The sequence below is a fragment of the Alteromonas sp. AWJ4_197 genome (genome assembly GCF_056160285.1).
Window position 1 is genome coordinate 331,578 of record NZ_JBSWWW010000004.1, and the last position, 13,587, is coordinate 345,164.

At 48.6% G+C, this 13,587-nt stretch carries 13 protein-coding genes; 4 read left to right on the forward strand and 9 right to left on the reverse strand.

The genetic code is table 11. The annotated features are described in order from the left end of the window. The first annotated feature begins 2 nt into the window (after positions 1 to 2). Positions 3 to 1,442: a CsiV family protein gene (locus ACXAGC_RS10715; RefSeq protein WP_474844379.1), complete on the forward strand. Its 1,440-nt coding sequence runs from the start codon at positions 3 to 5 to the stop codon at positions 1,440 to 1,442. Positions 1,443 to 1,462: 20 nt separating this feature from the next. Here the strand turns inward: ACXAGC_RS10715 and ACXAGC_RS10720 are convergent, their stop codons facing one another. Then, complete coding sequence (locus ACXAGC_RS10720; protein WP_119501591.1) at positions 1,463 to 2,833, reverse strand: SLC13 family permease; 1,371 nt, start codon at positions 2,831 to 2,833, stop codon at positions 1,463 to 1,465. Positions 2,834 to 3,032: 199 nt separating this feature from the next. Here ACXAGC_RS10720 and ybaK point away from each other — a divergent pair, with 199 nt between their 5' ends. Further along, a complete protein-coding gene (gene ybaK, locus ACXAGC_RS10725; RefSeq protein ID WP_474844380.1) occupies positions 3,033 to 3,518 on the forward strand; it encodes a Cys-tRNA(Pro) deacylase in 486 nt (161 codons plus the stop codon). Positions 3,519 to 3,529: 11 nt separating this feature from the next. On the opposite strand, the gene ACXAGC_RS10730 is transcribed toward ybaK, so the two are convergent. The 8 genes from ACXAGC_RS10730 to thrS form a co-directional block, all read right to left on the reverse strand. Next, positions 3,530 to 4,108 (reverse strand): hypothetical protein, encoded by a 579-nt coding sequence (locus tag ACXAGC_RS10730; RefSeq protein ID WP_474844381.1) that lies wholly within the window; start codon positions 4,106 to 4,108, stop codon positions 3,530 to 3,532. Positions 4,109 to 4,227: 119 nt separating this feature from the next. Beyond that, on the reverse strand, positions 4,228 to 4,527 hold the full coding sequence (gene ihfA / locus ACXAGC_RS10735; RefSeq protein ID WP_070123303.1) for an integration host factor subunit alpha: 300 nt from the start codon (positions 4,525 to 4,527) through the stop codon (positions 4,228 to 4,230). 3 nt (positions 4,528 to 4,530) lie between these two features. Next, the gene (pheT, locus tag ACXAGC_RS10740; RefSeq protein WP_474844382.1) at positions 4,531 to 6,918 is read right to left on the reverse strand and encodes a phenylalanine--tRNA ligase subunit beta; all 2,388 of its coding nucleotides are present in this window, start codon (positions 6,916 to 6,918) and stop codon (positions 4,531 to 4,533) included. A gap of 12 nt (positions 6,919 to 6,930) precedes the next feature. Beyond that, positions 6,931 to 7,911: a phenylalanine--tRNA ligase subunit alpha gene (pheS, locus tag ACXAGC_RS10745; RefSeq protein ID WP_474844383.1), complete on the reverse strand. Its 981-nt coding sequence runs from the start codon at positions 7,909 to 7,911 to the stop codon at positions 6,931 to 6,933. A 264-nt stretch (positions 7,912 to 8,175) separates the two neighbouring features. Beyond that, the gene (gene rplT / locus ACXAGC_RS10750) at positions 8,176 to 8,532 is read right to left on the reverse strand and encodes a 50S ribosomal protein L20 (protein WP_070123306.1); all 357 of its coding nucleotides are present in this window, start codon (positions 8,530 to 8,532) and stop codon (positions 8,176 to 8,178) included. 18 nt (positions 8,533 to 8,550) lie between these two features. Continuing rightward, on the reverse strand, positions 8,551 to 8,748 hold the full coding sequence (gene rpmI / locus ACXAGC_RS10755; RefSeq protein ID WP_012518091.1) for a 50S ribosomal protein L35: 198 nt from the start codon (positions 8,746 to 8,748) through the stop codon (positions 8,551 to 8,553). Positions 8,749 to 8,864: 116 nt separating this feature from the next. Continuing rightward, entirely contained in the window at positions 8,865 to 9,404 is a 540-nt protein-coding gene (gene infC, locus ACXAGC_RS10760; protein WP_119501596.1) for a translation initiation factor IF-3, read from the reverse strand. Positions 9,405 to 9,481: 77 nt separating this feature from the next. Continuing rightward, complete coding sequence (gene thrS / locus ACXAGC_RS10765) at positions 9,482 to 11,398, reverse strand: threonine--tRNA ligase (protein ID WP_474844384.1); 1,917 nt, start codon at positions 11,396 to 11,398, stop codon at positions 9,482 to 9,484. 207 nt (positions 11,399 to 11,605) lie between these two features. On the opposite strand from thrS, the gene ACXAGC_RS10770 reads away from it, so the two are divergent. Both ACXAGC_RS10770 and ACXAGC_RS10775 read left to right on the forward strand, forming a co-directional pair. After that, positions 11,606 to 12,541 (forward strand): fructosamine kinase family protein, encoded by a 936-nt coding sequence (locus ACXAGC_RS10770; RefSeq protein ID WP_474844385.1) that lies wholly within the window; start codon positions 11,606 to 11,608, stop codon positions 12,539 to 12,541. Then, entirely contained in the window at positions 12,541 to 13,575 is a 1,035-nt protein-coding gene (locus ACXAGC_RS10775) for a DUF3080 family protein (RefSeq protein WP_474844386.1), read from the forward strand. Before ACXAGC_RS10770 ends, ACXAGC_RS10775 begins: the two co-directional genes overlap by 1 nt. Positions 13,576 to 13,587: the final 12 nt, after the last annotated feature.

A 13,587-nucleotide genomic window follows, 5' to 3' on the forward strand; every position in this document is an offset into this window, starting at 1 on the left:
GCATGAAACGGGTAGTCGCTTTAGCAGCAGGACTTCTTTTAAATACCGCTTCACCAGTATTTGCTGCGGATGACTGGTGGTTTGATGTGGAAGTGATCATTTTCGATCGTAACCTCAGCATCAGTGAGCTCAATGAGCAATTTGCTGAAACACCACTGGCTCAGTCTGTGGCTGAATTAAATCTGATTGACAACTATCTTCGTCCTGATATCAGTTACATTAAGCAAGGTCTCGCCACCTGTGGTGTGCCCTCCTCCCCTTTGTGGATGGATACACCGTCACTGGAAGACATTCAGGCTGACTATGCGCGCTGGAAAGCCTCGCAGTCACTGTTAACAGAGAATACCGTTACAGGCGCTGATAACACAGGGTTGTCAGACAGCAGTCCATCTGATTTTAGCTCAGCAACGGACTTATCTGATGAAACAGAACTGTCTCAGCAGAACCGCGAAGATGCGCTGGCAGAAGCGTTCAGCGAAGAAACCGGCCATGACGGGTTCTCATCTGCTGAAATGGCCGTTGCAGACGAGGAACCGCTTACGCCGGCTGTTGAACCTGTCACAGATTCAGAAATCGCTGAGTACTGGATTGCTTTTTCCGGGATCAATACGGTTACACCCGTCACTGTTCCCCGTTTCAGCTACTGTGAACCGCCGCGGGACTGGTTAAGCTGGCAAAATGGTGAATGGCAGACTTACAAACCGGATAATTCTCTTCCGGCACCGGATGTTGTGCCGGAGTTTCTTGACGGCCGGGATACAGAATTCGCCCGGTTTGCACACTTGCTGCCTTATAACAGTCTGGAACTGACTAAACTTTCACGGCAGATCCGGCAGACCCGTGGCTTGAACCGTATGCTTCATATTGCCTGGCGTCAGCCGGTGAAGTTCGGTGAACAAAAAGCTGCAGCCATGCGGATCATCGCCGGCGACAATTATGCAGACAGCTTCACAATGACCGGTGAAGCTATTAAACCGGAGTTACCGCTACCCGTCGAACAGGCAGAGTCGGAGACACAGGAAGATTTAACGCTGACACAGGATGATTTCTTTACGCAGTTATCTTCACGTCTGAACCGCGCCGGCAAGGTGAGTTTTGACGACATGATGGCAGCGGGACCTGAACACATCATGCAGACAGATACAGCACAAAATACGACTGTCGCACAGGCTAACGAAGGCCTTACTCCTGCCATCTGGAAATTAGATGGTTTTCTGAAAGTGTATCTGAAATATATTAACCGGGTACCTTATCTGCACATCGACAGTGAGATGCAGTACCGTCAGCCGGTAACGACGGGAGAGAGCGAAAACGGGCAGCCTGAATTTGAATTGCAGGCGGTGCCTTTTCATCAGGTACGCCGGGTGATCAGTAAACAAATCCACTACTTTGACCACCCCATGTTTGGCATGATCGTGCAAATCAGAAGACATCAGCAATAGCTGATGTCTTTTAACGGCAGCTAAAGGCGTGTGACAATGACCACGCCGGTGACCACAAATGCCACCAGTATATTCAGAATGGTGCCCTCTCTGACCATTGTCTGCATATTAATATGACCACTGCCATATACAATTGTATTTGTCGGCGTGGCAACCGGCATCATAAACGCGCAACTGGCACTGATAGCAGCAGGCATCATTAACACGACAGGGTCGAGGTCGAGGGCAATAGCTGCACTGGCCAGAATTGGCATCAACAATGTAGCTGTGGCCGTATTGGAAGTCACTTCAGTCACGAAGCTCACTGCAAGACACAGCACCAGGATCAGCAACATGACCGGTAACACCGATAAACTGGTCAGTGCTTCTCCCAGCACCACACTCAAACCTGATACAGTGAAAGCTTTAGCCAGACAAATACCGCCGGCGTAAACCATCAGCAGGCCCCAGGGGATCTGAGCTGCAGTATCCCAGTCGAGGATTTGTCCCGGCTTTTCCTTATTGCCGTCCGGAATAAGGCACATCATTACCACACCGGCCATGGCGATAGTACTGTCACTCACATTCGTCATGCCCAGCCACTGTGTCCAGAACGGCCGGAAAACCCAGGCCAGCGCAATAATTAAAAATGAAATCAGCACCCGGCGCTCAGCCGGTTTCCAGTCACCGGTGTCCGGTAATACCACCGTGGGGATCTGACCAAGATGACGTGTAAGCCACAGCGCCATCACCGGAATAGCCAGTATGACTACCGGAATACCGGTTTTCATCCAGTCCAGAAAGCTCAGCTCAGTGCCGGTAGTTTGCTGATACACACTCATAAAAATGATATTCGGCGGCGTACCAATTGGTGTACCTACCCCACCGATACTGGCGGCGTAGGCAATCCCCAGTAAAATGGCTGATGCCAGACGGGGAGAATCCACAGAGCTGATTATCGCCAGTGCAATGGGCAGCAGCATCAGCGTAGTGGCAGTATTCGATATCCACATACTGAGAACCGCAGAGGTAAGCATAAAACCGAGCACCAGCCGCTTAGCATTTGAGGCCCCGGTAAGCTTCAGCATATAAACTGCCAGCCTGCGGTGTACGCCGGATTTTTCCAGCGACTTGGACAACATAAAGCCGCCCATCAACAACAAGATAACGTGGCTTCCCAGCGCCGATGAGGCTTCCTGATAGGTCATCACTCCCGCCATGGGAAAGGCAAAAAACGGAATAAGAGACGTGACGGGAATAGGTAATGCTTCGGTCATCCAGAGCATAGCGATAAGAATAGTAAGACCGGCCGTTAAACTCATGATCTGGCCGAAGTCATTACTCATCATAATGACAAAAATACTCAGACTTGCCAGTACTGACAAGGCAATAAAGCGTGATTTAACTTGCATACATACATTTCCGGGCGCGTGATGCACCGACTACGTGGTGAAAGAAACTGATGGCAGGCGTTTTCGCAATTGAGTCTTAATCCGGTTTATTTTTATTATTTGATTAAGTTAGCGCGTTGATATTGATATCATAAAAACCGGCATTGATGCAAAAATCAAAACGCACAAAACTCTTTTTATCTTCCTTAGTTGAGGCCCTATGACGCCGGCGATTAATCTTCTGAAAAAGAAGAAAGTGACACATCAGGTATTAAAATACGAACATGACCCCGCTGCGCCTTCATACGGACTGGAAGCCTGTGAAAAACTGCACCTCGATCCTGCAACGGTTTTTAAAACCCTGGTAGCAGAAACGGATAAGCAGCAATGGGTCGTCTGCATCATACCCGTGGAAGATAAGTTGAGCATGAAAGCTGTGGCGAAAGCAGCCGGCGCGAAAAAAGCAGCCATGGCAGCCCCTGCAGACGTCGAGCGGACTACAGGCTATATTTTGGGTGGAGTGAGCCCGTTGGGACAAAAGAAAAGACTACCGGTATTCATTCACCATTCAGCGCAGAACCTGGAGAAAATGCACGTCAGTGCCGGCCGCAGAGGGCTTGAAGTCGGTTTGAAACCGTCTGATTTAAGTGCACTGACCGCTGCAACATTTCACCCGCTGACCGTCAGCAGCGAAGATAACGGGTGAAACCATGCTGATTATTCGCCGGTACCCGGCCGGATAGCATCCCGCTCCCCGTTGTTTGCTCCGGCATAGCGTGACTGCCACATTTCTCTGGCTGCCTCACGTTCTTTCTCACCGGGTGCCTGTCCTGACGACAACGTGACAGCAATCTGCTCAATGATCTGATCCCGCTTAGTGATTAATGCCTCCACTTGCGGGAACAAATCTTTCGCTTCCGGGTACTTCACCTTCAGACTGCCGATGTCTTCAAGGGCATAGTAACGTTCTTCAAACTCATCATTAAACAAGCTGCGTTTGGCATTGAACTTTACGTATTCAACCGCCTGAGATGACGCAAGATACTGCATGTCAGTTGAACTCAGACCGGCCTGTTCCGCCACTTCCTGCGCCCGGTTCATCCATTTTTCAAGCGCTTCACTGTCACCATCAGCAACTGCCTGCTTTATTCCGGCTTCCAAATCAGAAGCATGAAGAATATCCATCACCGTAATTACCGGTACCGGGGCCTGTTCTGAAGAAGAATCGGACAGATAAATGAAATACCCCGCCACAGCAACAAGAATCAATGCTGCGAGGAATCCTGCTTTTTTCATTGCAACTCCTGCTAAATGCAATTTTAAAAACGAAAAAGGCAATACGCAGCGCGCATTGCCCTAACAAAGAACATCAATACCTGACAGATGAGGCACCGCTTACAGATGCCGTAACGACGTTACTCTGTCGGTGGCTTTGAGTTTTCAACCCGGCTTTTGAGCTTCTGGCCGGGACGGAATGTAACCACCCGTCTGGCTTTGATCGGAATATCTTCACCGGTTTTCGGGTTTCTTCCGGGACGCTCGTTCTTATCACGCAGGTCAAAATTACCAAAACCTGACAGTTTCACTTGTTCACCAGATTCTAACGCTTCCTTGATTTCCTCAAAGAAGGCTTCCACCAAATCCTTAGCGTCTTTTTTATTAATACCCAGTTTTTCGAATAAGTGTTCAGCCATTTCGGCTTTGGTCAATGCCATAATCTACTCTCTTAACGCTGCCCCAAACTCTGATTCCAGCCCTTTAACTACGGTGTCCACTGCTTGTTGTATTTCAGCTTCTTCCAAAGTTTTATCAGGATCCTGTAGTACAAGAGACAGTGCGAGGCTCTTATAGCCGGGCTCGACACCCTTCCCTTTATACACATCGAACAAGTTTAGGCCAACTAGTTGATTTACGCCAATTTTTTCTACGAAAGAAAGAATCGCTCCAACGGTAATTTCATCTTTGACCGTAATTGCAATATCACGACGGTTCGCCGGGAACCTGGAAATTGCTTTTGCCTGTGGCAAGTTACGCTCAGAAATTGCTTTAAGATCAAGCTCAAAGACGAAAACGCGACCATTTACACCTAACAGTTTAGTAAACTGTGGGTGAATTGCACCAACATAACCGATTGATTTGCCATTTAAAAGCACTTCTGCAGTCATACCCGGATGCAATGCGCTGTGTTCGCCTTTTACAAAGGTGACTGACTGCCCGCCGGCTTTGAGTGCCAGTAACGCTTCCACATCTCCTTTAGCATCAAAGAAGTCTACCGCACTGTCGTCGCTCAACCAGCTTTCGTCATAACGGCGACCGGCAATCACACCGGCAATCACCGGCTCCTGGCGCACACCCTGCGGCGCATCGCTGTCAGGAATAAAACGTAAACCAGTTTCGAACAATCTGACCCGCGCTTGCTGACGTTTCTGGTTGTAAGCCGTAGCCCCCAGCAATCCTGGCCACAGGCTTAAGCGCATAACCGACATATCCGCCGAGATAGGATGTGGTAATACCATGCCTTCCCGGGACGGGAATAAGCCACTTTGTACTTTGGGGTCAACAAACGAATACGTAATGGCTTCGACGTAACCCCGTGCAGTAAGTTCAGATTTAAAACGGGAAACCGGAATCGCTGACTCGCTGCTGTTCAGCAACTTCAGGCTGCCTTTCGGTGCCTGGTCAGGAATATTGTTATAACCGTAAACACGGGCCACTTCTTCAATCAGATCTTCTTCAATGGCAATGTCAAAACGGTAGCTTGGCGCTTTCGCTTCCCAGCCTGATTCCGTTACCGTGACATCCAGGCCCAGACGGGTAAGAATATCGGTCACTTTATCGTCAGCAATATCAATACCCAGCACACGGCTCAAACGTACGCGACGTAATACCACATCAGAAGACACTGGCAGTGATGCCTCATTTACGGCTTCTACAACCGGACCCGGCTGACCGCCACAAATATCCAGAATAAGTGCCGTGGCTCTTTCCATCGCTTTACGTTGCAGCAACGGATCCACACCACGCTCATAGCGGTGAGATGCATCGGTATGCAAACCATACTGACGTGCACGACCGGCAATGGCATCACGGCTGAAGAACGCACTTTCCAGAAGAATGTGCTTCGTTTCTTCGTTCACACCCGAGTGCAGACCACCGAAAATACCGGCCATGGCCAGTGCTTTGCTGTCATCGGCGATAACCAGAGTGTTGTCTTTCAGCTCAACGGTGTTCTCATCAAGCAGAGTAAGTTGTTCACCGGCATGCGCAAGACGAACGTTGATATTGCCGTCAATGGCATCCAGGTTAAATGCATGTAACGGCTGACCCAGCTCCAGCAGAACGAAGTTAGTAACGTCTACGATAGGATCTATAGAACGGATACCGCAACGACGCAGCTTTTCTTTCAGCCACAGCGGTGACGCTGCTTTTACGTCAACGTTGCAGATAACACGGCCCAGATAACGTGGACACGCTTCAGGGGCGCTTAAGGTAATCGCCAGTTTGTCATCAATAGAGGCTTCCACGTCTTCGATAGCCGGCTCTGTCACATCAGTGCTGTTCAGAACGCCCACTTCACGGGCCAGACCACGAATACCCAGACAGTCCGCGCGGTTAGGTGTTAAATCGACTTCAATGATATTGTCATCGAGATTCAGATAATCGCGAATGTCCATGCCAAGCTCTGCGTCTGCAGGAAGCTCAATGATACCGCTATGATCCTCTCCCATGCCAAGCTCAGAAAAGCTGCAAAGCATACCGTGAGAAGGCTCGCCACGAAGTTTGGCTTTCTTAATTTTGAAATCACCGGGAAGTACTGCTCCGACTTTCGCTACTGCAACTTTCAATCCTTCGCGACAGTTAGGCGCACCGCATACGATGTCCAGTAATTCCTCTTCACCGACATTAATTTTTGTCACTCTGAGTTTGTCTGCATTCGGATGCTGACCACACTCAACTACCTTACCCACTACCACACCGGAAAATTCCGCTGCAACGGGCTCGACGCCATCCACTTCCAGACCAGCCATGCTAAGCTGCTCAGATAAGGCACCGGTAGAAACCTGTGGGTTAACCCACTCTCTTAACCACTGTTCACTAAATTTCATGATTGCTTTGCCTTAATTGAACTGCTTCAGGAAACGAAGATCGTTTTCGAAAAATGCGCGCAGGTCGTTAACGCCATAGCGCAGCATGGTCAGACGTTCAACGCCCATACCAAAAGCAAAGCCGGTGAATTCTTCAGGATCAATGTGTACCGCTTTCAGTACATTCGGGTGCACCATACCGCAGCCCAGTACTTCCAGCCATTTACCGCCTTTACGACGCACGTCTACTTCGGCAGAAGGCTCTGTAAACGGGAAATAAGAAGGACGGAAACGCACTTCCAGTGACTCTTCGAAGAAGTGTTCCAGGAAGTCATGAAGAATGCCTTTCAATTCAGCAAAGCTCACATTGCGGTCAACCATGAGACCCTCCACCTGATGAAACATCGGTGTGTGTGTCTGGTCGTAATCATTACGGTAAACACGGCCCGGCGAAATAATACGCAGTGGTGGCTTTTCCGTTTCCATGGTACGAATTTGCACACCGGAAGTCTGGGTACGCAGCATCACATCAGGATTAAAATAAAAAGTATCGTGATCAGCCCGTGCAGGGTGATTGGCAGGAATATTCAGTGCATCAAAGTTGTGAAAGCTGTCTTCCACTTCCGGTCCGGTTTTAACAGCGAACCCTAGCTGACCAAAAAAACCTTCGATTCGTTCAATCGTGCGGCTGACAGGGTGTATGTTCCCCAGCACTTCCTGACGACCGGGCGCTGACACGTCCACAGCTTCTTCAGACAGCTTTGCATTCAGTTCAGCGGCACGTAACGCTTCGCCCTTAACACTGATAGCCTGCTGAATTTGCTGTTTGGCCTGATTAATTTTTTGTCCGGCTGCAGGACGTTCTTCGTTAGACAGTTTGCCTAACCCTTTTAACAGGTCAGTCAACTTGCCTTTCTTACCCATAAACTCGACGCGCACATTATCGAGCGTGGCTGCATCTTCGGCAGCGTCAATCTGGCTTTGTGCCTGACTGATGATCGCTTCAAGCTCCATGTTATCCTCAATTTGGCATGGTAGTGGTGGAAAAACAGCGTTGCTGCTTAACCAAAAATTCTAAACCCGTAGTTTACACGACAGACAAAGAATACGGCTACCCTAAGAGGCTGAATATTCCAACATTTACAGGATTAATTTGCGATTTGAGCGCTTATTGCCAGAGGTGGCGAAAGAATGAAAAAATTTTTGCGCTGAAACGAAAAACGGCGAGCATCCTGCTCGCCGTTTCCCGAAAGAACTTAAACTTAATTTGTTAAAAAATTAAGCTAATGCGCCTTTAGCCGCTTCGACTAATGCGCTGAATGCTACCTTGTCATGTACCGCGATGTCGGCAAGGATCTTACGATCGATTTCAACAGACGCTTTCTTCAGACCGTTGATGAAACGGCTGTAAGAGATACCATTTTGACGAGCCGCAGCGTTGATACGTGCAATCCACAGTTGACGGAATTGACGCTTACGCTGACGACGGTCACGATATGCATATTGACCAGCTTTAGTTACGGCCTGTACTGCTACGCGATAAACACGTGAACGTGCACCGTAATAACCTTTTGCCTGCTTGAGGACTTTTTTGTGACGAGCACGTGCGATAGTGCCGCGTTTTACTCTAGCCATTAATCAGTCTCCTAAGTCTTATACGTAAGGCAGCATGCGCTGAACTAATTTAGTATCAGAGTCATGAACCAGTTTTTTGCCACGCAGGTGACGTTTACGCTTAGAGCTCTTCTTAGTCAGAATGTGACGTAAGTGAGACTGTTTGCTTTTAAAGCGGCCAGAACCCGTTTTCTTGAAACGTTTGGCGGCACCGCTTACAGTTTTCATTTTAGGCATTGCTAAAACTCCGCATTGTTTGATATCGGCTTTCAGTGTGCAGTCACTTATTGCCGGCTAATGTTTGCAGCAGGGTGTTTCAAAGGTGCAGATTCTCTGAAAACTTTAGACCACTACTACCTCTTAATTGGGGCAAGCACCATGATCATCTGGCGGCCTTCCACACGACGTGGAAAAGACTCGCAAGTAGCAATGTCTTCTAAATCCGTTTTAACACGGTTCAGTTGCTCAATGCCGATCTCCTGGTGGGCCATTTCACGTCCGCGGAAGCGAATCGTGACTTTAGCCTTATCCCCACTTTCCAGAAAGCGACGCAGGTTGCGCAGTTTTACCTGGTAATCGCCTTCATCAGTGCCAGGACGAAATTTAATCTCCTTGACCTGAATTTGCTTCTGTTTTTTCTTTTGCTCTTTCTGAGCTTTACTTTTCTCGAAGAGGAATTTGCCATAGTCCATAACTTTACAGACTGGCGGCTCAGCATTTGGACTGATTTCCACAAGATCAAGAGTTGCTTCTTCAGCTGTCTGCATCGCTTCTGCGAGAGACACTACTCCAATCTGTTCGCCATCTTTACCGATTAATCGTACTTCGCGAGCACGGATTTCGTCGTTAATGCGGGCTTTATCGCCCTGAGCCTTATTATTAGCGCCTTTAATGTGCTAATCCTCCAAAAATTAAAAACTGATGCCCGCCAGTTTCTCATGCCAGCGGGCTGAATCTTATACACTCACCATTACTTAATGGTTTTCTCCGCGACTTCCTTTTGTGCCAGTTCGATGAAGGCATCAACAGACATTGAACCTAAATCATCACCTTTACGGGAACGAACGGCGATGTGCCCTGCTTCGACTTCTTTGTCACCACAGACCAACATATAAGGAACGCGCTTTAAAGTGTGCTCGCGGATTTTAAAGCCTATCTTCTCATTTCTCAAGTCAGACTTTACTCTAAATCCTGCATTCTGCAGTTTTTGTACAGTTTTTTGCACATATTCAGCCTGATTGTCGGTAATATTCATCACCACCATCTGCTGAGGTGCTAACCAGAGCGGGAAGAATCCGGCAAATTCTTCAGTAAGAATACCGATGAAACGTTCAAGAGAACCTAACACCGCACGGTGAATCATAACCGGAACACGACGCTCGCCATCTTCAGCAACATAAGTTGAACCTAAGCGGCCAGGCATAGAGAAGTCGAGCTGTACGGTACCACACTGCCATGCACGGTCCAGACAATCGTACAGGGTGAATTCAATTTTAGGGCCGTAGAAGGCACCTTCACCAGGCAACCAGCTGAATTCAATGCCTTTGCAGTCCAGCGCTTCCGCCAGTGCTTTTTCTGCTTTGTCCCAGATTTCATCACTGCCTACACGCTTTTCAGGGCGGGTAGACAACTTAACTTCGATTTTTTCGAAGCCGAACGCTTTGTAAGCGTCGTAAATCATGTCGATACACAGACCCACTTCACTGAGGATTTGTTCTTCAGTACAGAAGATGTGCGCATCGTCCTGGGTGAAACCACGTACACGCATCAGACCATGCAGTGCACCAGAAGGTTCATTGCGGTGACAACAACCGAACTCTGCCATACGCAACGGCAGGTCGCGGTAGGATTTCAGACCCTGATTAAAGATTTGCACGTGACCAGGGCAGTTCATCGGCTTAATCGCGTATTCACGCTTTTCCGATTCCGTGGTGAACATGTTTTCAGCGTATTTATCCCAGTGGCCGGATTTTTCCCACAATACGCGGTCCATCATCAACGGACCTTTTACTTCGTCGTAGGAATAGCTTCGCAGCATTTTACGCACGAACTGCTCAAGCTCGGTGTAAATAGACCAGCCGTCGTTGTGCCAGAACACCATGCCCGGCGCTTCTTCCTGCCAGTGGAACAGATCCAGGGTTTTACCGATTTTACGGTGATCACGCTTCTCTGCTTCTTCCAGACGTTGCAGATAGGCTTTCAGCTGTTTCTTGTCTGCCCAGGCTGTACCGTAAATACGCTGCAACATTTTGTTGTCGCTGTTACCGCGCCAGTAGGCACCCGCCACTTTCATCAGTTTGAAATGTTGACAGAACTTCATGTTCGGTACGTGAGGTCCACGACACATATCGATGTATTCTTCGTGGTGATACAAACCCGGGAAAGAATCCTTTGGAATGTTCTCGTCGAGAATTTCCATTTTATAGGTTTCGCCGCGGGCTTCAAAAGTATCCCGCGCTTCCTGCCAGCTTACGTTTTTCTTCACTACGTCGTAGTTAGTTTTAGCCAGCTCCAGCATACGCTTTTCAAGCTTCTGCAAATCTTCCTGCGTCAGGCTGTGTTCCATATCAACATCGTAGTAAAAGCCGTTGTCGATAGTCGGACCGATTGCCATCTTTGCATCAGGCCATAACTGTTTAATAGCGTGGCCGATTAAGTGCGCGCAGCTGTGACGGATGATTTCAAGACCATCTTCGTCTTTTGCGGTGATGATTTGCAGCGCTGCGTCAGACTCAATCAGGTCGCAGGCGTCTACACGGTCACCGTTAACACGGCCGGCAATAGTCGCCTTGGCGAGACCGGGGCCGATGTCAGCAGCAACATCCATTACCGAAACAGCAGAATCGAAAGCGCGCTGGCTTCCGTCAGGAAGTGTAATTACAGGCATGTTATATCCTTTACAGTGGTGACGCCTACTCTGCGCCACTTGCATTAATTTGTGGTGTACAGCGTCAAAATAACGCAATGAAAAAGTATTCAGATGCCTACCTGCATCTGACAAAAGAGACCGAATTATAACGGCTTAAATGCTGTGCGCAATGACACATTACTTTAATTGTGAATACAGCAGTTTTCGTTGCTGGCATTCACAGTAATGTTTGCCATAATTTCTCCATGGTTCACCTGGCGATCAATGACGTTTATTCCTATGTGGCATTTCATCTGCGAACATATAAGCGATGCAACACAGACATTTTTCAGTTACACAAAACGTGCAACGATCAGCGGCGGTGATACCCACTCTGCCTTTGTTATCAATGATGAAACCCACCGGTACTTTGTAAAAATCAACCCGCTGTTGAATGGCCATAAGCTGCGTTACGAAATGGACGGACTGAAGGCTTTATCCCGATCCGGCGCGCTGTATGTACCCGCCGCAGTGTGTCACGGACAAATCGACGAAGATGACCAGCATTTTGAATATCTGGTGCTGCAACATCTCAAGTTGCGCCAGCCCGGCAAAGGCGAATGGTCTGTGTTCGGCGAGCGGCTGGCCACGCTCCACCGTACAGCCCTCGCCCAACAGTTTGGCTGGCACGAAGACAATTACATTGGTCAGACCCGGCAACACAATACGCTCAACAAAAGCTGGTCTCGCTTTTTTGCCGAAACCCGGATTGGCCTGATGATGGAAGATTGTGCCCGTCACGGGATTCGCCTCACCAATATTGATGTACTGGTGACACAAATCCATACGCTGTTAAAAGAGCATCATCCTCGTGCGTCATTACTGCACGGCGATTTATGGAGTGGCAATGCCGGTTTCTGTAAGTTCGGCCCGGTTATTTACGATCCGGCGGTTTACTATGGTGACCGTGAAGCAGATATTGCCATGACAGAGCTTTTCGGCGCGTTTCCACAGGAATTTTACGCCGGATATAACCAGACATGGCCACTGGATAAAGGTTACCGGAACAGAAAGCACATCTATAATCTCTATCATTTGCTCAATCATGCATTACTTTTTGGCGGACACTATATACAATCGTGCAAAGAACAAATTTCCGCTATCCGGCAACCTGTTGAGTAATGCCAAAGATACTCCTGACATTCCTGAAAATACAGCTGTCTGTTATCGTCATCCTGATTTTGAATGGCTGCGGACTGGCGCCCCCGCTGAAGACGGACCTTGAAGAATACGGCTCCCGCCTGGCACGGGTGCTCGATAGCAGCTTCCCTGATGTGGGATCTGACACAACGCTACCCTATCCTTCCCGGCAAACGTTGTTTAATCCCCTTGAAGAGGCTGAAATAACCTTACCCGATTTTTATTCTATTCAGTCTTGTGAATTAGGTACGCTGGTAGCAGAAAGGAACACCACGCTTGGAAAACAACAGGATGCCGCTGCGAGCTGGGTATATGAATCTACGCTGGTAACGGCGCTGGAAAATTGTGTCAGAAAACTAAAACAAACTGATGAAAACCCGTCACTTGCCAACCGGCTGGATGAACTTCGGGCAATGAAAGCAACACAACTGCAGAAAGTGTGGGCGAACCTGATCCAAACCAGTACCGAAACCCGCCAGGCGTTCTCTCAGAGCAAGGAATTGATAACCGCCGGTAATAACCGTGATGCCGAAAGCGGCATTAATGCTCTGGCCTGGTTAACAACCCTGCCTGATACCGGCAGCGTCACATCAGAACAAATTAACGGGCAACTTAAAATTCTCGAATCATCCCGCATTCCGGCCAAAGTCTGGAAATCTCAAAAAGTCTTCTCGGCACATTTATCTGCTCTGAACCGCTTGCTCCCCGCTCCTCTGGCAGACATTAACTGTGATAACGGTAAAGCCTCTGAACAGGCAGAAATACTCAGAAATGTTTTTTATCTGTTCTTCATTGAACGCATACAACCTGCCGGCAGCCAGTTGAATCAGTACATGTATAAACTGCAGCCGGCACTGAATGCGCTTCAGACATCCCCTTATTTGTCTGAGGCATTCAAAGACTATTTAACTGAGCGTGAACTGGAGTTCCGGCAATACCGTGAGGTGATGGCAGAACATATCGGATTGTGGCAGCACTTCCTGGGACGTTGTAATTTATCGCCACAGGCCGGGTAATGTTACAGGGAA